A 23,173-nucleotide genomic window follows, 5' to 3' on the forward strand; every position below is an offset into this window, starting at 1 on the left:
CGCCGATGCGCATCGCCGTCTTTTACCAGTATTATCACAACCCGGACTGCGCGCTCACCGGACGCCATTATTCCTTCTTCAAACAATGGGCGCAGCGGCACGAGATCACCCTCATCACGACGAACGTCTGGCACGAGAAGCGCCTCACGCAGCTTTTCGACTGGGTCCCCGAGGGCGTGGACGTCCACATGCTCGACGCGCCGTATGACAATGCGATGGATGCGTCGCGCCGCCTCGCCGCCTTTGCACAGTACGCGGCCAAAGCCGTGGCGAAGGGCCTCACGACGCCGAAGCCCGATGTCATCCTCGGCTCCTCTACGCCGCTGACGGCGGCCTGGGCCGCGGCCACAACCGCCCGGTGGCGCGGCGTGCCCTGGGTCTTCGAGGTGCGCGACCTCTGGCCCGACTTCCCCATCGAGATGGGCGCGATCCGTCGCCCGTGGCTGCGGCGGCGGCTCTATGCGCTCGAACGAAGGCTCTACGCCTCCGCCGCGCACCTCGTCCCGCTCTCCTCCGACATGGAGGCGCACCTCCTCCGGCACGGCGTCCCGCCCGAGAAGATCACCACCGTGGTCAACGGGACCGACTTCCCGCTCCTCGACGCCTGGACGGACGAGCGGGTGAAGGCGCTCCGCCGGGATCACGGGCTCGCCGGGAAAAAGGTGGTGCTCTACGGCGGCGCTTTCGGGCGAGCGAACGACCTGCCGACGCTCCTCTCGGCCGCGCGGCGGCTCGAACACCGAGCGGATGTCCGGTTCGTCTTCACCGGGCACGGCTATGCCGCCGGGGCCGTCGCCGAAGCCGCGCGGCGGCACGAGAACGTCCTCCACCTGCCGCCGCAGCCGCGCCATCGGATGCTCGGGTGGTTTCGCCTGGCCGACCTCTCGCTCGTCTCGTTCCTCGGCCTCCCCGTGCTCGCCGCCAACTCGCCCGCCAAGTTTTTCGACAGCCTCGGCGCGGGCACGCCGGTCGTCGTGACCAACCCCGGCTGGACGAAGCGCTTCGTGGAGACACACGGGTGCGGCTGGTACGCGCCGCCTTCGGAGCCCGAGGCGCTGGCCCGCGTGATCGAAGAGGCCCTCGCCGATGCGGAACGCCTGGCCCTTGCCGGACGGCGCGGGCACAAAATCGCACGCCGACAGTTTGACCGCGAGACGCTGGCCCGGCGCATGGAAGACCTTCTCGCGGCGGCGGCCCGCTCCCGGGATCCTGCCGACACCGGATGATTTTTTTCGGGAGAAAAAGTATCCTGTACGGTTGCGCCGACCCATCCGAGCAATGCCTTCCGTAGTTCGCACGGTTGTCTTCCGTTATCGAATACGCGCCACGACACGCGCCGGTCGCATGCACCATTCTTGAGGAATCCTTTCGTTCGCATGTCCCCTTCCCTTTTTTTCCCTCGCAAATCGCTTCTTCGCACGGCGCTTTTCATGCTGGCCGACACGGCGATCCTCTATCTGGCTTTCGTCGGCGCACTCAAGATTCGGCTGAGCACGTGGACCTTCCTTCTGTATGAGACGAGCTGGGGACCGGCGCTTCTGCTCACCATCGGGGTATACCTGATCGCGCTCATCGCCAGCGGCATCTACCGGATGCGCCCCGGCACGATGCACCTCGACGGCTACCTCCGCGTGGCCGCGAGCCTGCTCATCGGGTGGGCGGCGTCGTTGACGCTGGTTTACCTCGCGGCCCCCACCCAGATGCCGCCCCGCAGCGTGACGGCGGCGCACCTGATGTTCTCCATCATCGGCGTGCTCGGCCTCCGCGCCGTGCTGCGCTACGTGCACGAGCGCGAGCGCCCGGACGCCTCCGCGCTGCGTCCGCCGCCCGCCCTCTCCTTCGAGGACCTGCTCGAACGTCCGCCCATCGAGATCGACCGGGCGGCGCTGGGCGATTACCTGGCGGGCCGCACGGTGCTCGTCACCGGAGCGGGCGGCTCGGTCGGCTCCGAGCTGGCGCAACAGCTCATCACGCTGCGCCCGTTCCGCCTCGTCCTCGTCGACGTGAGCGAATACAACCTTTTCCAGCTCGAAAACACGCTCCGGAAGCTTCCCTTCGAGGGCGACCTTCAGTTCCGCATCGCCGACGTGCGCGACGAGCCGATGATGCGCACGCTCTTCTCCGCATTGCGCCCGGACGTCGTCTTCCACGCCGCCGCCTACAAGCACGTCCCGCTCATGGAGCGTCACCCCGTCGAGGCGTTCCGCAACAACACCATGACGACGGTGGCCCTGATGCGGCTGTGCGAGGCTTATCAGACGGAGCAGTTCGTCTTCATCTCGACCGACAAGGCGGTGGCGCCGTCGAGTGTGCTCGGGGCGACGAAGCGCCTGGCGGAATGGTACGTGCGCACCGTGCACGCGCCGATGCACTGCAAGACGGTGCGCTTCGGCAACGTGCTCGGCAGCCAGGGCAGCGTCGCGCCCACCTTCGCCGAGCAGATCGCCGCCGGCGGGCCCATCACCATCACGCATCCGGAGATGGACCGTTTCTTCATGACGGCGGGCGAAGCCTGTTGCCTGATCCTGGAGACGCTCCTGCTCGACGACGCGCCGATCTATGCCCTTCAGATGGGCGATCCGGTGCGCATCGTCGATCTGGCCCGGCGCATGATCGCCCGTCTCAACCCGTGGCCGGGACGCGACATCGAGATCGCCTATACGGGCATCCGGGCCGGCGAGAAACTCCACGAGCAGCTCATCGGCGAGACCGAGACGCCCGTCGAAACGTCGCACGAGCGCATCATCGGGCTGCGCAGCCCCGCTCCGTTCAGCCGCTCGGAACTCGACGCGTACTTCGCATACCTCCAACAATTGTGCGACCAGAACCGCACGGAAGAACTGCGGAAGGCCCTCTTTCAGGAGGCCCTTCACCCCGTCGATCAGGATCGGGTTTCCCCCGGAAGCGCCGCCTCGCGCGTTTGACTTCCAACCGTTCCCGTCGATATCCTCACCAGCTTTCCACCTTGCTTGAAGGCCCGGCGGTTCATAGGTTGGTGAGCCCTGGCCTTCAGTAGATCGAGACGCTCCCCCCGGTCCGAACCCTCGCCCAAAAAATGTCAGCCGGTCGTTTCGTCTTACCGGCTGCTCTTGCTCCCGGCGCGCGTGCGGTCGCGCGCCGCGCGGCGCTCGGCCTCGGCCTCATGCTCGCGGCCTTCGCCGGGCCCCTCTTCGCCCAGGACGACCCTTTCGACGCCTCGTGGTATGCGCCGGACCAGCCCTACCTCAAGATCGCCGTCGTGGAGGACGGCGTCTACCGCGTGACGGGACAGGACCTCGCCGCCGCCGGCGCGCCGCTCTCGGCCATCGACCCCGCCACGTTCCGGCTCTTCGAAAACGGCCGGGAGATCCCCCTCCAGTATGACGGAGCCGAAAGCCTCATGAGTGCGAGCGACTACCTCGCCTTCGTGGGCCGGCGCAACCGGGGCGACGACGAGGTGTGGGCGTACAATTACGACGCCGCCCTTCAGAGCAGCGATTACTTCAGCCTGTACACCGACACCACGTACTACTGGCTGACGTGGAACGCCGCCCCCGGACGACGCTTCGGCGCGCCCGAGGCGCCCACGAACCCCGCCCCCCTCGCCACCGCCCGCGACACGCTCCACCTCGAAACCGACGACAGCCGGTACTATTTCTTCGGAGACACCTTCTTCACCGGCAACCCCCTCTATACGCGCGGCGAAGGGTTCTACTGGGATCGCTTCACCCACAACAACGCCGGCAGCATCACCAAAACCTATGAGGTCGCGCTCGAGGCGCCCACGCGCGCGCCCGGCGACACGCTGACCATTCGCGTGCGACTCAACGGCGAGACCAACTCCCGGCACAAGGTGGCGATGCGTCTCCGCATGCTCGTCGACGGCGTGGACACGTTCGTCCCGGTGGATACGGTCGAGTGGAGCGGGACGGCTTTCGCCACGCTCGAAGCCGCCCTGCCGCAGGCGCTCATCCCCGACGACCTGAGGCCGAACGTGGAACTGACCTCCTTCAACGACTTCACCGGCTCGTCCGTCAACCGCGTCTTTCTCGACTGGATCGAGGTTGCGTACACGCGCGCGCTGGCCGCGTCGGGGGACCGCCTCACGTTTGCCGTGGCGGAGGGCGGCGCGTTTGCGTTCGACCTGACCGGCTTCTCCGACGGGGGCGTGTGGGTCTACGCGCCGGAGCGCGAGGCCCTCTTCGCCCTCACCGCGAGCGGCGGCGCCGCCACGTTCGCCGACGCGCCGGAGGCGGGCACGACGTATCACGCTGTGGGCGAGGCGGGTTTCCGCACCCCCGCGCGCCTCACGCTCGACGCGCCGAGCGACTGGGCCAACCCCGCCAACGCCGCCGACTACGTCATCCTCACCACCGCCGCCCTACGCGCCTCGGCGGAGGACCTCGCCGCCTATCGCGCCTCTCCCGACGGCGGCGGCCACTCCGTCGTCCTCGCAGACGTGCAGGATGTCTACGACCAGTTCGACTACGGCCGCCCCACGCCCATCGCCCTCCGGCGGTTCGTTCGCGCCACGCAGACGTGGGCCACCGCGCCGCGCTTCCTCTTCCTCTGGGGCGACGCCCTCTACCCCGCCCCGGGGCGTCCCCGCCACGCCTGGGAGGTCCCCTCCTTCGGACACGCCGCCTCCGACGGCTGGTTCGCCATGCAAAACGGCGGGCCAAACGACTACACCGAGTCCCTCGCCATCGGACGTCTGCCCATCCGAAGCAACGACTCGGGACGGCTCTTCGTCGAAAAGATCACGCGCTATGAGAGCCGCCCCTTCGACACCTGGCAGAAACGCTCCATGTTCCTCGTCGGCGGCGCTTCCGCGCCCGAGAAAACCACGCTCCAGAGCTTCGCGCTCGACTGGAGCGACCTCGTCAGCGGCCCGCCCACGGCGCTCGACACGCTCCATTTCTTCAAGAACGCCGACGCCCCGCTCGACCCGACGTTCAAGGATTCGCTGCAGACGGCTTTCGAGCACGGCGCCTCGTGGCTGGCCTATTTCGGTCACTCGGCGGCGCAGACGTGGGAGATCGTCACCGAGCCGCCGCGCGACTTCGCCAACGCCGACCGCCTGCCCGTGGTGCTCTCGCTCGGCTGCTTCACCGGCGACTTCGCCACCGGCAGCGGCGACCCGGACGACCCGCTCACCTTCAGCGAACAGCTCGTCCTCGAAAGCCTCAACGGGAGCATCGCGCACTGGGGCGCTTCGGCCAGCGGCACCATCCTCGCCTCGGCCCAACTGAGCACCGAGATCCACGAGAAGGTCTTTGCCGACACGCTCCGCACGCTCGGCGTCTTCTTTCAGGAAGCCAAACGCGCCTACAGCCTCTCGAACCAGAACCCGCTCGCCGTCAAGCATACCCTGCAATACGGCCTCATCGGCGACCCCGCCACGCGCCTGTCGCTGCCCACCCGCCCCGACTTCAGCCTCTCCCCCGCGCAGATCACCGTCGCCCCCGCCAGCCCCATCCCCGCCGACTCCGCGCTCACCGTCACCGTGCGCGCGCGCAACCTCGGCCTCGTCCCGACCGACAGCGTGACCCTCTACCTCGACCACACCGCACCCGACGGGCAGACGACCCGTTACGAGCAACACCTCCCCGCCTTCGGCTTCGACTATGAGGCCGTCTTCACCGTCCCCATCGACGACGGGAGTGCGGGCGAACACCGACTGCAGGCCGTCCTCGACCCCCTCGATGCCTTCTCCGAAGCAAACGAAGGGAACAACGCCGCCGAGCGCACACAGATCGTCTTCTCCACCGGTCTGACGCTCGCCGCGCCGCTCGACCTCGGTCTCGTCGATACGACCACCCCCACGCTCCGCGCCAGCCTCGCCAACACCCTCCCCGCGCCCGTCGTCTTCCAGGTCGACACCGTCGCCACGTTCGACTCGCCCGCGCGCATCGAGCACCGCACCGCGCCCGCATTCCTCTCCGCCTCCTGGCAGACCGACCCGCTCACCGACGGCGAGACGTATTTCTGGCGCGCCCGCATCGACGACGGCGGGCCGCTCGAAAACTGGAAAGCAGGCGTCTTCACGGTCGACACGGCGCTCGGCATGCGGGGGTGGATGCAGCGCGGATCGCTCTTCGAATCGAACGAACAATCCTCGTTCCTCGAATATACCGGGGGCGCCTGGCGGTTCAAGACGTTCACGACCGAGGTCAGCGCCTCCGGCTCGCGCGACGGGGCTCCCGAGATCCACAAGGGGCAGTTCGTGGTCAACGGCGAGATCTACGAGCGTCTGGGACTGGGCTTCGGGATGCTCATCCTCGACGGCGGCACCGGCGAGGTGAAGGCCCACGGCTCCGCACCGACCTATGCGAACAACTTCGAGGACCCCGCCGAAGGGTTCCTCGAACTCCAGTCACTTGCCGCGCTCGTCGAACCGGGCGACTACGTGCTCGTCCGCACGCGGAACAAGGGCAACTTCACCAATGAGATCGTCATCCCGGACAGCGTCAAGGCCATCTTCCGTGAGCTCGGCAGCACGGCCATCGACACGCTGACGTACAAGCACCTGTGGATCATGTTCACGCGCGCGGGCAGTCCCGAGACGACGCTCGAATGGGCCATCCCGCCCTCGGTTCCAGAGCACGAGATCATCGAGACGTTCGAGATCCCGTTCCATTTCACGGAAGGCCAGACGCTGACGCCGCCCATCGGTCCGGCCAAAAGCTGGGCCTCACTCGGATGGTCGGCCACCCTGCCCAACGCCGACGCCTACGTCCGCGTCGAGGTGCTCTCGGGCGACGGTGCGGAGGTGCTCGTCGGGGACCTGACCGCGCCGGGAGCGGTCGACCTCTCCACGCTCGACGCCACGGCGCATCCGTTCCTCCGCCTCCGCGCCATCCTCGCCGACTCCTCGGCGCGCGCCACGCCGCAGCTGACGCAGTGGTACGTGGCGTACGAAGACGTGCCCGAACTCGCGCTCGACCCCTCGGCGTTCACGCTCTCGGCCGACACGCTCCTCGAAGGCGAGCCGCTCACCGTCACGGCGCTCGCCCGCAACCTCGGCCCGACCCCGGCGGAGACGGCGCTCCTCGAAGCCTTCGTCACCGACGGCGCCAACGAGACCACGCTCGTGCATACCGACACGCTCCGCAATCTGACCGATGAGGCGACCGTCACCTTCACGCTCGAGACGCCCGGTCTCGCGGGAGAGAACCGGCTGCAACTCACGCTCCGGCAACCCGGCCTCCGCGAAGGAACCGTCTTCAACAACGTGCTCCTGCGCCCCTTCGTCGTCCGTCGCGACGCCACCCCTCCGACGTTCGAGGTGATGATCGACGGCGAGACGTTCCCGAACGATCCGAACCCGGTGGTCAACCTGCAGGACCCGGCGCTGCCGTTCGTCTCCGCGCAACCCGCCATCGAGATCCTCATCGAAGACGACAACCCCTTCCTCGCCCTCAAAGGCGACACCACCGTCGTCACCGTCACCCTCGACGACGCGCGCATCCCCTTCGACGTGCTCGCGGGAGGAAAACAAGCCGGCAACGAACTGCGCCTCCGCTTCACGCCCGACTTCACCGGCAGCGACTCGACGCATACGCTCGTCGTGCGCGTGGCGGACGCTTCGGGCAATGAGGCCGAGGGCAGCCCGTATCAGGTCCACTTCCGCACGGCCTCCCGCCTGCTCGTCGAGAAGGTGTATCCGTATCCGAACCCGATGAACCGCTTCACCGTGTTCGCTTTCCGCCTCATCGGCGCGGACGCCTCCCAGATCGAAGACTTCCGCCTCCGCATCTATACGATCACCGGCCGGCTCATCCGGGAGCTCAACCTCGTCCGAAACCCCGCGCTGACCGAGGCGGGCGGATTGCGCATCGGGTGGAACAAGGTGCGCTGGGACGGCCGCGACACCGACGGCGACCGCGTGGCGACGGGCGTCTATCTGTACAAGATCCTCGTGCGCGCCCGCGACGCCGACGCCGACTTCAACCAGGCAACGGACGTCGAAAAGCTCGTCGTCATCCGGTGAGCGGGAGGCGGAGACGGAAAATGCCGGCCTTTTCGTGATCCCCGGAACGCCCTCCCGGGGCCCGGTGCGTCCCTGCTCCGGCGTGCACCGAACGGGGAGCCGCGACCCGTCCTCTGCAGGGACCGCGCGAGCAGGCCCGCTCCCTCCCTCACGCCTGCCCCGAAGCCCTGCACGCGCGCATCATGCGACGGTGGTCTTCATGCGTCCTCGGTCGGAGGGGCTCCGTAAAAATAGGCTCCGGGAAAATCCGGCGCGGCTTCCTTCCTCTTCCCGGTCCACGCTTCGATCTCGATGCGAAAAACGGAGGTGCGTCGGAGTTCGTCGTCGGTGGTCGGGCGATAGTCGCGGCCCGGATGGAGGTGCGGCGCGTACTTGTCGAGCAGAAGTTGGAGGGCATGCCGGGCCTCCTCGGGCTCCTCGACGATCGAGGCCTTGCCAAAGACGGTCACCCCGGCGTACTCGACGCTGAACTCGAGCGCCTCGTCGGCGGGCAAGAGCCGTCCCATCTCGGCGGCGCTGAAACAGACGGCGGCTGCCCGTTCGACGTTCGCCCGCGTGCGCCCGACCCGCGCCGTGTGCACGTACAGGCAATGCGCCGCCTCGTCGTACACGAAAAGGTTCGTATTGAGAAACGGCTGCCCTTCGTGCACCGTCGCCAGCGCGCCGACGGGGGCGCGATGGAGAAACGCGCGGATCCACGCCTCGTCTTCGACCGCCCGGTCGCGGCGGCGCATTTCGGTGGGCGGCAGAGCGGCGTAGTCTTTCGGCATGGACGGAGGGGGAATCAGGTGAGCAAAAATCCCTGACGGGCGTGTTCGCCGGTCGTCTCCGCCCCATACGCGCGCGTGCTCCGTGCGTTTCGCGCCCGAAGCGCCCGTAAACAAAAGCCGTCCCTTCGTTCGGAGCGAGCACGGCGCCGTCCGCCCTTTTTCGGCCTGCACCCCGCGCCGTTCGACGGTTAAGGAAGGACCTCCCTGTCCGATACCTTCCTTGCTCCTGCTTTCCAGTGCTCCGCTCCCCTTTAGCCCGCACATAGCCTGACAATCTTATGAGATCGCTCGATTACACCCGCAAGAAGAGTCAAAGTCGTCGTCGTCGGGAACGCGCGCGACGGACCATGACGCGCCCGGAGCGCACCCGCGAGAGCGAAGAGTTTTCGCCGCTCATGCTCGAAGATCGCGTGATCATCAAGCTGTTGTACGAGGAGTTGATCCGCATCGAGCACGTCGAGCAAGCGTGGCAACTACAGAAAGAGCGGAACGTGGCGGACCCGCATCATCAACTCTGGCGCATCCTTCTCGACGACCCCGAGGTCGACCGCGACACCGTCTTCGCGCAAGCCGCTGCCGTCTACGACTTCAAGCCGGTGCGTTTTTCAAAGGTCGAGATGCTCACCTTTCTTCGCACGCACGAAGACCTGTTCACCAAAGAGCAGTGGGCCGAGATGATGGCCTTTCCGGTGGCGCCGGTGGGTTTCGACTACGCGACGAAGGGCACGCACAGACCCATCATTTACGCCACGCACGACCCCACCAACAAGGCCATCCATCGCTTTCTCCACACCCTCAACAGCAAGCGCTTCGAACTCCGGTTTGCCCCCGAAGCGGTGGTCGTGGCGCTGCTCGCCGACCGGTCGCGCCGCTCTTCCACGCTGATGCAGCAGGACCTCCCGTTCGACCTCGGTGTGAACGATGACACGGACCTCATCGATGAAGAGACGCTCGATGCCGAAATCAACCGGTCGGCGCTCATCCACCTCTTCGAAACCATTCTCGCGGAAGCCGTTCGTCAGGGCGCTTCGGACATCCACATCGTGCCCAATGCCCGGCGGCACATCGAGATCCTCTTCCGCCTCGACGGCTCGTTGCACCGCTGGCACATCGAAGAGCGCATCCACCCGGAATCGTTCCTCGCCGTGGTCAAGGACAACAGCTTCAACGTGGACCGCTTCGTGCGGGACAGGGCGCAGGACGGCTTCATCCAGCGCCAGATCGACGGGGCGCTCATCCGCTTCCGCGTCTCCGTGCTCCCCGTCGTGAACGCCCGCCTCGACATTCGCTCCGAGAGCATCGTCATCCGCATCCTCGACGACCGGAAGGTGGTGAAAAACCTCTCGCTGCTCGGGTTGCACGAGAAAGCGCTCGCCGGCGTCGAGTGGGCCATCCGGCAGCCCTACGGCATGGTGGTGTTGACGGGGCCCACCGGCTCGGGCAAGAGCACCACGCTCAACGCCGCGCTGACGCAGATCGCCACGCCGGACCGGAACGTGATCACGGTCGAGGATCCGGTCGAATACGTGATCCCCGAGGTGCGCCAGATCAAGCTGAGCCATCAGTTGCCCCTCGAAGAGGCGCTTCGGGCCATCCTCCGGCACGACCCCGACGTGGTGATGGTCGGCGAGATGCGCGACCGGGCCACGGCCGAGCTGGCCATCAAGCTGGCCAACACGGGCCACCTCACGTTCTCGACGCTCCATACGAACGATGCTCCGAGCGCGGTGAGCCGTCTCTACAAGATGGGCGTGGAGCCGTTTCTGATCGCCTACGCCATCAACCTCGTCGTGGCCCAGCGGCTGATGCGCACCCTGTGCCCCGACTGCAAGACGCCTGATGAGGAACAGGATCCGGTGCTGATGTCGCGCCTCGGCTTCACGGAAGAGGAACTCGCAGAAGCGACGCTTTTCCGACGCGGTTCGAACGACCAGTGCCAGACCTGTTTCGGGGTCGGCTACAAGGGCCGCCGGGCCATCGCCGAGGTGCTCCCGTTTTCGCCGGCCATCCGCCAGATCATCGTCGCCGCGCGGGAAATGATCGACGAGGCCGCGATCCGCCGCCAGGGCGTCGAGGAGGGCATGATCACGCAGCAGGAAGCCGCGCGTGCGCTCGTCCGGGAAGGCATCACCTCGGTCGAGGAGATGATGCGCGTGGTCTTTACGAGCCAGTGATCCCGGCGGAGCGCCTGCCCGCCCCTTCGATCCGGGCGCGCCATGTTTGCGCCATCGGGGAAAATCCCCACGCCCCTATGTGATTTTTTCCCATTGGGCGCAGGAGCACTTTCGGTTATCCTTGAGCTACCTCTCCCTTTTTCCCCGACGCATCATGGAAAAGGCGCCCAACCTCGCTTCCCTGTTTGCCATCGGCTGGTCGATCCTGTTGCTCGTCCTCGCCGTGGCGCTCAACGGCTGAGCGGCCCCCGTTCGACCCCGCATTTCGCCCCCGCGCGGCTGAAGAAACGCGCCGGCGAGCATGCGCGACCCCAACGACCGGTCTCATTCCGCGTCGCAAAATATCTGCGCCGGAGTCTCATTTTCCTACATCAACGCCCCTTTTCAGCGCTTCCGAGCGCTACGGCACAGCTTTTGACCTCGCCTCGATCCCTCGTATGTTGCACGCAATCGTCTCTTTTCCAGCAATGCTCTCGATCAAACAACTGCGCAAACGCGCCAGGGAACTCGAAGAAGAAGCAGATATCATGGAGGTGAGGCGCATCCTCGGTCTGGCCTCCGACACGGACGTGACGGAGGCGAAGAGGGCGGCGGCCCGGGCGCGGCGCGCGGTAGAGCAGGCCCTCCACACCTATGCGTCTCCCGAACGGCATCGCTGATCGGCGTCAGGACGACGCTCCTTCGACCTGCGACGCGGTGCTCGAAGCGCCGGCGCGGTTCTGCCCGACGGCGGCGCGGTCGGTCTCCACGCGATCCTTTGCCGCGCGCTTACGCTCCCGCTCGACCCGACGGTGGGTCAGGATGAACTGATAGGCCACCCGATCCTCCAGCGACAGGTCGGAGGCTCGGAGGCTCTTGCCAGTGACCTCTGCGAGTCGCTTCGCGCCGTAGTGTTGCTTCAGCGCGGCCAGAACCATCTCCGGATCGACGAACCCCCGCAGCACCTCGTACTCGCTTCGTTCGAAGCTGCCCAGCCGAGGCCCGGCCCCGGGGTTCCAGATCTTCGGCACACAGGTTTTCAGGAGCGCAATCCCTTCGGAGGGCGCCCCGGCGAGACGCCGACCGAGATACGTGTTCGTTTCTTCGGGAGAACGGCCGGCGGCCCACGTCGAATAGAGGACCAGCGCGTGATCCGGCTCTTCGAGGTGGAAAGGATGCGCCTGTGCGTGGTCCCGGATGCGCTTCGCCAGCAACTGCACGAGTTGCATCGCCTCTTCCTCCCGCAGCACCTCATCTCCCTCCTGCGCCTCCTCGCCGAACAGTCGCGACATGCACAGCAGCGCGAACCAGAGCGGTTCGGCCTTTCCGAGCACGGACTGCGCCCTTTCGAAGCGCTGCGCGGCGGGAAGCCCCGCCAGAAGCTGCGCCACCAGATAGGCCGCCTCGGCGGACAGGGCAGGCCCCACGATCCCCTCGCGCGTGTCGGGGAAGAGCGAGCCGAGCCCGGCCACCACCTTCGCCAGCGTGGAGGCGGCCCGCGGCGAAGCCTCCTCCACCCGAAGGCTGAGCTTGCGAACGACCACCTTCGGGTCGGCCCGGTCGAAAAGGTCCAGCAGCTGGCGGTGCGCCTCTTCCACGGTCCAGCCCTCGGCCTGCGCGAGAAAGCCCCCGATCAAGCGGTCCGGCAGATCGTGCGTGGAGATGGCGTACTGGAAATAGCGATCGAAATAGCGTTCGGAAGCCACCCGCTGCTCGCGGTCCCACCGGGCATAATCGTGCCGCGCCTGCCCCGCGACGGTCTGCGGAAAAAGGGCGGCGACCAGCCTCCGGGCGGCCTCGCGTTCCCGTCGGCTGAGCGATGCGAGCGGGCGTTCGCGTTCCGCTGCCGCCTGCCGCGAGGAGCCTTTCCCCTTGGCCTGCCGCTTCTGCCGCATGAGGTACAGGTCGGGGTTTTCCTTGATATGCTCATAGAGTCCGGGGAAGAAGATGCGCATCCCTTCGACGAGCATCTGATCGACCGGATGCACTTCATCCCTCAGGATGGGCAGGGCAAAGAGCAGCGCGTTCGCATACTGATTCACGATCCGGGGCGTCTGAAGACGAGGCAGAAAACCGTACCGGAAGCGGTGCACGAACTCATCGACCTGTTTCTGGGTCAGGTCGATCTCGGCCACGCGGACGGCCTCGTTCACGCCGTCGTACGAAAGGTCGAGCAGCGACGTGGCGCTGGCCGGCGGAAGTTGGAGCGGCACCGAGATGATTTTTTCGAGGAAGTCATATCCCGTACGCCCGTACCCGGAGGTCTGAAGCGACGTGGCCACGACTTTCGGGTCGAAAGAGAGCACGTACGTGGTGTTCTCGAAGTCGGCAGAGAGCTTGACCAGCCGGAAGACGGCCTGTACGGTTTCTTTCTCGAGCCGGTCCATGTCGTCGACGAAGACGACCACACGCCGCCCGAGCGCCTGAAGCAGATCGCCGATCCACGCGCGCACCTTTTTCAGTTCGAGCGCGGCATTGGCCTCGCCGAAGGAGTGCCCGCCGTCGCCGCCGTACCCGTGGCTGTCGGGCGCGAGAAGGGCCGCATATTCCCGCAATTTCGGCCCCACCTTCTCATGGCGCGGCCCGAGCGAAGCGTCGATGGCTTCGCCCAGCGAGTTGAAGAAGCTCCGGATCAAAGGTCCTTCGTCCCGATAGCTCCAGGGGTTGAACCACACGCAGACGACGTGCCCGTAGGAGGAGAGCGCCCGTTCGATGAAGCGAAGCACGGTCGTCTTGCCCTCTCCCCACGCGCCGTAGAGCCCCACCACCAGGCTGCTCGGGTCCTGTCGCATGGCGAGGATCTTGGCCACGCGCTCGGCGAACGGCCAGCGTCCGAACCGGTCGAGCGCCGGATCTTCGATCGGCGCGTCGGCCGCGAAGGTCGGCGTGGAAGGGTGGAGGTTCACGTCGTTCATAGGCTTTGACAAACCGTATCCGGGAGCCGCCCTCCCGGCGCACCCGCCTCATGCGCGCGGCTGCATCCCGGGGCGGACCGGTTCACGGCAAGTATCGGCAAGAACGTCCCGTACCAAAGTGTCCCCACGCACAAAATCCCTCCTTCTTCCGCCCTTCCCCGGCGCCGGAGGATCATCCGTCGGCGTCTCCTCGCGCCCACCTTTGCTCCGCGAAATGCACCGCCGCCAGACTCAGGCAAAGCCACAGAAACCCCGCCAGAAAGCCGCCCATCACGTCCGTCATCCAGTGCACGCCGAGGTAGACGCGGCTCAACCCGATGAGCACGATCATCAGCCCGCCCAGCGTCGTTGCCAGGACGCGAACGAGCCGCGACCGCGATTCGGTCCAGGCCAGATAGATCAGCACGCCGTAAAAGACCGTCGCCATGAAGGCGTGACCGCTCGGGAAGCTGTACCCCGACGCCGGGACGAGCTTGTCCACCGGGCGCGGGCGGTGAAAGAGGAGCTTGAGCCCCGTGAAGACGAGCGGCCCGGTGGCCGTGGCGAAGAGCAGTCGGGCCACGGCCCACCGCTTCCTCCTGAGCCAGAGGATCACCGAGACAAGCACAACCAGCGCCGTCGTGCCCGGCACGCTCCCGACCTCGGTGATCCGAATGGCCCATGCCGTCAGGTCGGGCCGCACCTGACCCATCACGAAATGCCGGACCTGGAAGTCGAGGTAATAAACCCCCTCGTGGTCGGCGAGCGCATCGACGATGGCCAGAAATCCCCCGAGCGCGGCCACGGCGGCCACGACCGCCGCGACAAAGAAGAGGAACGGGCGACCGCCTCGCTCCCTCCATGCCTCCAAACGATCCCGAATGCGTTTCCCTGACTCAGACATGGGCGGCGAAGCGTGAATGGACCCTGCGCATCCGGGTCGTCTCGATGAAGTGAATGCCGGAAACATACGGGCGCGGTCGGTTGCCATGCCGGCATCCCGCACGAACAACCCGTGGAGATTTTTTCGGTCTTAGCTTCAATCCTTCTCCAGCTCCTCCGCTCTGTCCTCTTCCATGATCTCATTGTCAACCGCGTAGAGCTTGCACGGTGCTTCAAGCCCAAACCAGCCTGCTCGCTTCCGACACTCGTCCATGGCTTGCTGTACGGCGGCATCCGAACTTCTCGCCATGATTCGATAGGCGAAGGCAAAGCGACCGTCGGAAGCCCTGGCCACGGCGATGGCTTTCGGGGATTTGTAGGAGAGGTAGTCTCCGAGGATGGCCGGAAAATAGCGGTCAAAATCACCCGATTCCGTCTCATCCGGCGGTGTTACAATTTCCCGGGCCGGTGTGCATCCGGGGAAGCAGAAAGCCAGGACGAGGAGGGGTAGCAAGGCTCGAAAGAGAGCACCGACCTTAAAGATTAGCGTCTTCATAGCTCTTTCCTCTAGCGGATATTTTTGGACCATATAGACAGATGGCGGCTCAGCGGCGCTGAACAAGACCATAAGTATCCCGAAAAGCGCCCGCAAGGGTCTATGATGCGTTTCACGCAAGCTACGGACAAGCTAAGGGGGAGACATCGAGGGTTCCGTCGCGCCTCGCGTCCGAGTCGAGGTGTTTGTCAGAGCTCCTTTTCACGCCGGCCCCCTCTTTTTTCACCGCCGGCCGTCTCCGTCGCTCGCGCCTCAACCGTCTCTCAACCAGACCGTGGAAAACCCGGTGCGCTCCTTGCGCACACGACTTTTCCAAAAGAAGGAGCACGGGTTATAAACGGCCCGTACGCCTTCGCCCAAAAAGATTCAAAAGCTGGTCTCGACGCAACGTGATCGCGATCGCCAGACCAATCGTTGCGAAACGGGCAACATTGGCAAGCCAGCCGCCGAGCGCAGTGGTATCGACCTCAAACACCCCCCACCACCCGTTCATCAGCGCATGCATTGCCACAGGCGCCCACAGGCTATCCCAACGCAGCAGCAGCCAGCTGAACCAGACGGATCCTGCTGCGGTCAGGGCAATTATTCCGATGGCTCCTCCGAGACTACTCACCTGCGCGACATGTCCCCAGGAAAAGACGGCCGCCGGTAAAAGCGCTGACGGCCAGAAGCCCCAGTTTGCCAGACGATACAACAGCCAGAACCCGAAACCGCGATAAATGAGCTCTTCTTCAAATGGCCCAATGCCCGCGTAGAAGAACAACCGTAACGGGTCAAACACGGCGCTGAACGATCCGGTGGACGAGAAGAGGATCGGCATGGGTAGCGTTGCAATGATTGCCATGAGAACCGGACCGAGCACCGGCGCAACGACTCGCAGGGCGCGGAGAGCGTCGAGAGGACCCGTCCGGTACAGGGCCATGGTAGCCAAAAGGCAGAAAGCAGAATCAATTGCGATGCGCAACAGCCAGTGATTATACCCCTTCACGCCCGGAAAAAGCGCCGAAGTGATGCGCCCTCCTGCAAATACGACAACTCCGAACACGGCCGGAATCACAAGCGAATACCAAACCCGCCTGTATGCGCTCATTTCCTCAGTCATTCGATACACGGCCCCAGATGTTGTTGCTTCCCCGACCAGGGCGTTCACCTGATGCAACACAACAATCAGGATACGCCATTTTCTATTCCGGCGGTTCCTCTTCCTTCATCCTTCATGCGCCATCCACAACGTTCGATAACGGCCCCGGCATAACCGGCGCATCACCCGGCACGTCCTTTCAAAAAAGCACAGAGACACCGAGCACACAAGGAGCGAAAACGCCGACCAGCGGTGCGTCCGCGTTGATGCCGTGGTTATGTGCGTTTATTCAGATGCCTCAAAGACCAATGCTTTACTCCCTGTATCATAATAAAGGCGTAGCGTCTCGCCTTTCAACTCGTATTCAGTTGTATCCCTCAATGCACTGTAATACTCCGTATACCTTGATCCTTCAGGCTCACCCACCAAGGTTGTACCCATGCTGTCAATGACAATAATGTTGGGCGATACAAGTTTATATATACCACTATACTGATTGGCAGCCTTTGGCCCTCCAGCTTTCTGATAGCTTCTTCCCTTCACCCGGCCATCCTCTTCAAAGACCAGCAGGATCCCCACACTGCCGGCATCGGACGCCCCCTCTCCCACTTCCTCGAATGAGACCAAATCCCACTCCGTGCCCACTAAGGGCCTATCTCCCCTTGCCTTCGATGCCACTTCCTCAGAACCCACCAACTGACAAGATACCAGCCCCAGAACCAGGATTCCGAATCCGAGCTTCATGATCGTCTTCATGACCTTGACCTCCTTCCTTCAAAATGGAACGAACCACGCAAGCGGATACCCTCAAGCGCTCACTTGACCAGTGCCATCCGCTTCGTCGCAATGAAATCTCCTGCCTGCAACCGGTACAGATAGACGCCGCTCGGCAGACGGGTCCCATCGAAGGCGACCTCGTGGTTGCCTGCCGCTACGAAGCCCTCGACCAGGCGTACCACCTCCCGGCCTGTCACATCATAGACGACCAACAAAACTGGCTTCGCCTCAGGAAGTGCAAAGCGAATCGCCGTCTGCGGGTTGAACGGGTTCGGGTGGTTCTGCGCCAAGGCAACGACCGCCGGCAGCAGTTCCTCCTCCTCTGGGTCTCGTTTCATCAGAGGATCGCCCCAGACAGCGGCCCAGTTGGTGTAGGCGGATTCCACATCGTCGCTGCTTACGGCCCGCACCCGGTAGGAGAACTCGTCATAGGCCTCGCTCTGCGAGGTCATCGTGAGCGTGAAATCAGTGTAGGAGGTGCCGGTAGTGGTGCCTATCGTAGCGCCGTAGCTGAAGCAGTTTCGGTAGAAGCTGGGGCAGCGGTAGATTTCGTAGTGGGTGACGTTGGAACTGGGGCTGGCCGTCCAACTCAGAATGGGCGAGGCCTGGCTCTGGGCATTGGTGATGACGAGGTTGCTGGGAGGTTCGGGGGGAAGAATGCCATACTTCCCGTTGAGGGTTGTACTTCCTGTGCTGCTGGGATCGAGCCAGTCTTTCAAACGGGTCGAAGAACTGCTGCCATAATTCCAGGAGAGCGAAAACTTGCCGTACCAACCATGAGGGACATCACAATAGTTACTTCCATTGAAAGTTACTTCCATTGAAACTGGGATCTTGGTTACCATGCAACTGTCCAATAATTCTGCTGTTGTTGTCAAACAGTGGAGATCCAGATGATCCATGCTCGACGGTTCCACTATCAAAGTATACTTCCCAGTGAGAATCAGAAGGTGAAGTATAGCTAGAAGTCCAACGTGATGAAACTGGGGAATCATCGTCAATCGAAATTTTCTTGAGATCGCCTTGCGGGTGATGAATACCCACGGAGGAAGAAGCAACCGTAGTCGATCTAGACCACCCCGCATAATACGGATACGCATAGGGTGTCATGGTGCTCAACTCCATCAGAGCAAAGTCAGAGGCCGCGTTTCCAGCACGAAATGTTGCCCCAGAGATCGATTGCCACGTGTAAGGCTCGCTGCTTGGAGTGCATTGTGGGCTGTCATAATTGAATCGGAAGATCCATGTCTCCGCATCATCAATCTCGGCTTGGGAAAGAGACTGATTGCCATTAGTATCCGCACAATGAAACGCTGTCAGAAAGTAGGGCGTGTCATCTTGATCCGTATTGTTAACCAGCACACCGGAACACCACCGTGTTCCATCGCTCAGCAGGACCATCGCCACAGCATGCTTTTCATCTTGCCATGCTGACCCTTGCGAGCAATTTACGTTGATGTTGCACGAGGACGATTCTCCGAGACCATTGAGGCCCGCTTGATCATCCCGCCCGAAAATGTCTCGGTAGGCGTGGGCTACCTTCGATATGCGGAGCTTGCCCTTGCCCCGTACCCACGACGGCTCATAGTATTCCAGAATAATGACATCGCCTGGAATCGGAGAGGTCGAAAAGCGCCCGTATGGCTTATTATTCGCTGATGTGAACGCACCTAATACCGTGCTACGATCTTCACTGTAGATGTGAAACGTAGCCCCGTCGGGCATATAGAATTCCGCAAAGATCAAGGAAAGCGACAGCGCTCCGGGCGAGCTTATACGCAAGCGCCAGAGGCGATCCTTCGTCGGCAGTACCGTCCAGCTTCCCGCCTGGTCGAGACCAAGATCGAGTTCGAGCGCTTTGGCGAAGCGAGGCGGCCTGGGCCTGGCCTTCTGCCGCTCTAGATCATCTTCTGCCAGAAGGGCTGCGACATCGACAGGGGGCAGCGTGACGGTTGGAATCGGCGCTTCGATCTGATCGTTGAAGCTGAAGGGTCCCCCGTCCCAACTGATCTGGGCCTTGGCGGGGAATACAAGATACGTAGCCAGCAGAATAGCCGTCAGGATCGGTGTGGATTTAATGGGACTATCCTCGATGTGTTACCGTTGAAAAAGCTCCCGTGTATCTTGGAGCACCTAACGGCTGGCGCATAAGCGGCGCACCGCTGCGTGACTCATTGCCCCAATCTAGCGATGAACCAGGCACGGAGCAACTATCCTCGCTGAAACGCCGACCAGCGGTGCGTCCGCTTGATGCGCTTGTTAGGCCCTACCGGCACGGTACCCTACTGCAATAACACCATACGCCGCGTAGCCACAAATGAACCTGCCCTCAACCGATACAGGTACACGCCGCTGGGCAACCCCGACGCATCCCAGCGGACCCGGTGATGGCCTGCCGCAAAAGGTCCCTCAACCAATCTGTCAACCTCCCGACCCATTACATCGTAGACCACCAGCGAAACCGAGGCTGCCTCCGGCAAGGCAAACCGGAGTTCGGTCACCGGATTGAACGGGTTGGGATAATTCTGTTCCAGTGCATACGACCCAGGCAACACCTCCAACGGCGAGCCGATCGACGCCGTAACACTTTGGGAGGCTTCCGTTTCCGGTTTTCCGGACACCGGGCCCGAACCCGTGCCCACTGTGACCCACTTGTAGGCAATCACCGACGTGGGGGCCGCGTCCGTAACGGTCAGCTTGAGCTCCAGGGTGAAGTTGCCGCTGACGCTTTTGGAAAAGCTGGAGGAGGAGCCGCCGTAGTACCAGAGGTCACACTCCTCGGCCAGCGGGACAGGTCGGGCTCCCCCGCCGGGACAGACGAGCAGGTAGTCCCAGCGGTAGGTGTAGGGGGTCTGGCCGCCGGAGACGACCGCCGTCCAGGTCCCCATCTGCCCGATGCCCAGCGTCGAGGGGCCGCTGATGGAGGCGATAAGAGGTGGACAGGCCGTTCCGATGCCGTGCGCGGCGAACGCATTCTGGATGGCACACACGTGTGCGCCGCCGTAGTAGGTGTTATCGGCCGTGATGATGTTGGTCCGGAAGGCGGAAAAGTCGTATGCATGTGGGGTGATCTGGAGCGCCTTGAAGGTGAGGTTGTTGCCGATGGTGGTGCCGACGGCCTGCCGCACGTCCCAGGCCGCCCCGCCGATGACCTGACCGTTCCAGTGATTGGTTTGCGTCTCGGTCCACTTAAGGGTATTGTTGTCGAGGTTCCGATTCACGCCTACGTCCTCACCGATGAGGGCATCGTTGTTCTTGGCGCCGGCGAAGTAGTCCGAGAACCCCTCATCCATCGCGCAGCTTTGGTGCACCGTGGTATTACAGTTGACGGTCGCGATGAAATCGTTTCCGTAGACGCTGTAGATGGCGTTGTGCGTGTACTCGTGGTAGACCACGTCGCTCGAACGTGCCCAATCCTCTCCCCCTTGCGTGCCAAAGAAAATCTCGGCGCCGTTGGCACAACCGTTTACCGGACTACCACACGGAGAACTGGGCTGGTCGATGTAGGCGTTCATCTGGTAGTCCATGCCGCTGTAGCTGAAGGGCGAGGCCTTGAAGAAATCGTGCATGGTGCCGGCGTGGTAGCGCACGTTGGGCGCATCATCCGCCGTCCAGCTGTAGTTGTATGTCGTGTTGCCCCCCACCCAGACCGTGGCCGTGTGCTCAATGGCGTTGTCGTTGGCGTCGTGCAACTCCACCCACTCGTTCTGCAGCGGCAGGTGGATCGTGTAGTAGCCGCTGGCCAGGTAGGACGTAGACCAGGAGCCGCTGCCGCTGGTGGTACCGAGGAAGACCCGCTGGCCGATCGTATTGTAGACCTCCACCTCCGTCGTCTTGAAGCCCGCCGATACCGGCGGGTCGGTGACGAGTTCCGGGTAGTACGAGCCGGTGACTGTGCCTGAGAGCGTGCCGCCCAGTGGCCCCGCAGACGCGGCGGCGCTACGCGACGTGGAATCAGTCGGCGGCGCGACGGTGACTACGGTGCCGCCGGGTTCCAGCCAATGGGCATGCCGCAGGTTGCTCCAGTCCCGCAAGACCGTTCCGTCTCTGGCATCGATGAAGTAGGTGACGTCCTTCAACGGGGTGAGCGAGAAAAGCCGGACGCGCCAGGCCAGGTGAAACGACGTGCTCTGAACTTCCTCAATCGGGAGGATCATGAGCGTGCCCTCGTCTTCGACGCGACGGGGCTCCACAGCGAAGGCCACGCGCGCCGCCGCCCGTGCCGCCTCTTTCGAAAGCGCAGGCGTCGTCGCTACGTCGAGATCCGGGTAGACGGTCGCTCCCAGCGCCACGACGTTACCCCTGGGATCGATCGTGTAGCCGATTTCGGTGCCGACGACCGGAATGCCGGCGACGACTTGGTCGAAGGCGACGAACCACGAAGTGCCATCGGTGTCGGCCTTTCGGAGCGTGGCCTGGTCCGGGGTGAGCTGGAGGATGCTGCCGAAGACCTCGAGGAGCTTTTCCAGGAGGAGGGGCTGGGTGCTCTCGGAGAGCGCACTGGCTCGCAGGCCGAGGTCGGCGACGTGAATGGCGGGGTCGTGGATCCAGCGGGCGGAACCGGTCTGGGGATGAAGCTCCACCCGGTGCGATAGACCTCGGTTGTCTTTCATCATCACCGGTTGATCCTGGGCAAAGCTCGAAGCGGCGAGCGCGATGGGCAGGACCAGGAACAGGGTCAAGGTTTTACGGGCGTGAACCCCCAATCGAGTTGGGGGCTGGCTCTGCGGTTTACTGGCGTGAACCTTCGGTTTCATGGGAACCTCGTGGTTTGAAGGTTGAGGAACCCGGAACCCTGCTCGTGCCGGTGCTTATCAGGCGAAGAAAGCCCTTGCAGGACGAGCAGTCCCGGAAATGGTGGCTCTTTGGCGGGAGCACGTTTTGGGAAGGCGAAGCCGCGAGGGCTTCTCTATTGGGGGCTATGGCACAGCGATCACCTCGTTTTCCAACTGGTGGGGTAACAGAACTTAAGCTCGCCCTGCGGACACGGCGTGATGTCGACCGCCCTACTGCCGTCGAGCGGCACGATCAGGATGCGTTCACTCCCCCCGCCGGGCGGATCCCCGGCCCGGACGAGCAGCCGTGTGCCGTCGGGTGACCAGGCCACCGGCCAGAGATATTTATGCTCGCTGTGGGTGAGTTGCCGACGGTTTGCGCCGTCGGCGTCCATCACGTGGATCTCCTCCTGCACGTCCCGGGCCACCACGCCATTTCCAAAATCCGTCTCTAGCTGTATCCGTACATTGAAAGCGATCTTGCTGCCGTCCGGGGAGTGGATGGGTACGGCAATAACGTCTCCTGCTTCACCCCAGGTCCACCGATAAGTGCCGTCGAGATCGAGCGCCACCAGCCTCCCGTTCTCGGCTAAGCGACCCAGGGAATCTCGGTAGGTATAATCGAAGATACTTCCGAGCAGATAGCCTTCCGGCGTCCAGTCCGTGATGTGTTCATCGACATTCGGCGTGTTCGTCACGCGCTGCTCGTTGGTACCGCCTACGTCCACCACGTAGATGTCCAGGATGCCCAGCGCCTCCGGAATCATGATGCGCCCGAAGGCAATGCGGCGCCCGTCCGGCGACCAGACCGGGCGCTCCCCGTTGGCCAGATGCACCCCTGGCATCTCGGTATGTGTCAGCCGGTAACGCCCCGTCCCGTCGGCGTTCACCACGTACAGCGCCGGGCCATAGCGCAGCGCTTCCTGCGGGCCTTCGAGCACGATCTTCGTCCCGTCCGGCGACCAGACCGCCCCTCCGATCTCGAAGGCGGGGTCGTCGGTGATCCGGCGCACGTCGGAGCCGTCGGGCTCCATGCTGTAGAGCTGGAACGTGCCGCTTTCGTTGGAGATGAACAGGATCGGCCCCGGCTCGGCTCGAAAGCCCTCCGGCTCGGGAGCGCCGGTGTCACAAGCGGATAACAACAAAAACAGAGAGAAAACCAGGAAGAGGTCCCATTTCATAATTTCCCTCACAATGCTGCACTTATCTATTGGGCCTAACAAAGCACTTATCTGAAAGGGGTGCCTTGATTGCGCCATCGCGTGTCGCTTCGGGCAGTCAAGCCAGCCCAGGGTCGTCTTGATCTTTTTTTG

15 protein-coding genes are annotated in these 23,173 nt (G+C 63.7%); 5 read left to right on the forward strand and 10 right to left on the reverse strand.

Annotated features, from left to right (window positions below):
- The first annotated feature begins 5 nt into the window (after positions 1 to 5).
- The 3 genes from AC1HIY_RS17660 (at position 6) to AC1HIY_RS17670 (ending at position 7,972) form a co-directional block, all read left to right on the forward strand.
- On the forward strand, positions 6 to 1,226 hold the full coding sequence (locus AC1HIY_RS17660) for a glycosyltransferase family 4 protein (protein ID WP_479578128.1): 1,221 nt from the start codon (positions 6 to 8) through the stop codon (positions 1,224 to 1,226).
- A 150-nt stretch (positions 1,227 to 1,376) separates the two neighbouring features.
- Positions 1,377 to 2,924, forward strand: a complete 1,548-nt coding sequence (locus AC1HIY_RS17665; RefSeq protein WP_479578129.1) for a polysaccharide biosynthesis protein — start codon at positions 1,377 to 1,379, stop codon at positions 2,922 to 2,924.
- A gap of 131 nt (positions 2,925 to 3,055) precedes the next feature.
- Positions 3,056 to 7,972 carry a C25 family cysteine peptidase gene (locus AC1HIY_RS17670; protein WP_479578130.1) on the forward strand — a complete coding sequence of 1,639 codons (4,917 nt, stop codon included), beginning with the start codon at positions 3,056 to 3,058 and terminating at the stop codon, positions 7,970 to 7,972.
- A 197-nt stretch (positions 7,973 to 8,169) separates the two neighbouring features.
- Here the strand turns inward: AC1HIY_RS17670 and AC1HIY_RS17675 are convergent, their stop codons facing one another.
- A complete protein-coding gene (locus AC1HIY_RS17675) occupies positions 8,170 to 8,742 on the reverse strand; it encodes a pyridoxamine 5'-phosphate oxidase family protein (RefSeq protein ID WP_479578131.1) in 573 nt (190 codons plus the stop codon).
- 278 nt (positions 8,743 to 9,020) lie between these two features.
- On the opposite strand from AC1HIY_RS17675, the gene AC1HIY_RS17680 reads away from it, so the two are divergent.
- On the forward strand, positions 9,021 to 10,916 hold the full coding sequence (locus AC1HIY_RS17680) for a GspE/PulE family protein (protein WP_479578132.1): 1,896 nt from the start codon (positions 9,021 to 9,023) through the stop codon (positions 10,914 to 10,916).
- 437 nt (positions 10,917 to 11,353) lie between these two features.
- On the forward strand, positions 11,354 to 11,575 hold the full coding sequence (locus AC1HIY_RS17685) for a hypothetical protein (protein WP_479578134.1): 222 nt from the start codon (positions 11,354 to 11,356) through the stop codon (positions 11,573 to 11,575).
- A gap of 6 nt (positions 11,576 to 11,581) precedes the next feature.
- On the opposite strand, the gene AC1HIY_RS17690 is transcribed toward AC1HIY_RS17685, so the two are convergent.
- From AC1HIY_RS17690 to AC1HIY_RS17730, 9 genes are all read right to left on the reverse strand, one after another.
- Positions 11,582 to 13,810 (reverse strand): KAP family P-loop NTPase fold protein, encoded by a 2,229-nt coding sequence (locus AC1HIY_RS17690; protein WP_479578136.1) that lies wholly within the window; start codon positions 13,808 to 13,810, stop codon positions 11,582 to 11,584.
- A 172-nt stretch (positions 13,811 to 13,982) separates the two neighbouring features.
- Positions 13,983 to 14,693, reverse strand: coding sequence for a phosphatase PAP2 family protein (locus AC1HIY_RS17695; protein WP_479578138.1), 711 nt, complete (start codon positions 14,691 to 14,693; stop codon positions 13,983 to 13,985).
- A gap of 135 nt (positions 14,694 to 14,828) precedes the next feature.
- Positions 14,829 to 15,227 carry a hypothetical protein gene (locus AC1HIY_RS17700; protein WP_479578139.1) on the reverse strand — a complete coding sequence of 133 codons (399 nt, stop codon included), beginning with the start codon at positions 15,225 to 15,227 and terminating at the stop codon, positions 14,829 to 14,831.
- Between the two features lie 331 nt (positions 15,228 to 15,558).
- Positions 15,559 to 16,329, reverse strand: a complete 771-nt coding sequence (locus AC1HIY_RS17705; protein ID WP_479578140.1) for a lysostaphin resistance A-like protein — start codon at positions 16,327 to 16,329, stop codon at positions 15,559 to 15,561.
- A gap of 264 nt (positions 16,330 to 16,593) precedes the next feature.
- Positions 16,594 to 17,064, reverse strand: coding sequence for an META domain-containing protein (locus AC1HIY_RS17710; protein WP_479578142.1), 471 nt, complete (start codon positions 17,062 to 17,064; stop codon positions 16,594 to 16,596).
- A gap of 59 nt (positions 17,065 to 17,123) precedes the next feature.
- Positions 17,124 to 17,906: a T9SS type A sorting domain-containing protein gene (locus tag AC1HIY_RS17715; RefSeq protein ID WP_479578144.1), complete on the reverse strand. Its 783-nt coding sequence runs from the start codon at positions 17,904 to 17,906 to the stop codon at positions 17,124 to 17,126.
- Complete coding sequence (locus AC1HIY_RS17720; protein WP_479578146.1) at positions 17,881 to 18,831, reverse strand: trypsin-like serine peptidase; 951 nt, start codon at positions 18,829 to 18,831, stop codon at positions 17,881 to 17,883. Before AC1HIY_RS17720 ends, AC1HIY_RS17715 begins: the two co-directional genes overlap by 26 nt.
- A 536-nt stretch (positions 18,832 to 19,367) precedes the next feature.
- Entirely contained in the window at positions 19,368 to 21,842 is a 2,475-nt protein-coding gene (locus tag AC1HIY_RS17725) for a T9SS type A sorting domain-containing protein (RefSeq protein ID WP_479578148.1), read from the reverse strand.
- A 176-nt stretch (positions 21,843 to 22,018) separates the two neighbouring features.
- On the reverse strand, positions 22,019 to 23,005 hold the full coding sequence (locus AC1HIY_RS17730) for a TolB family protein (RefSeq protein ID WP_479578150.1): 987 nt from the start codon (positions 23,003 to 23,005) through the stop codon (positions 22,019 to 22,021).
- Between the last annotated feature and the right edge of the window lie 168 nt (positions 23,006 to 23,173).

The sequence above is a fragment of the Rhodocaloribacter sp. genome (assembly GCF_056451265.1).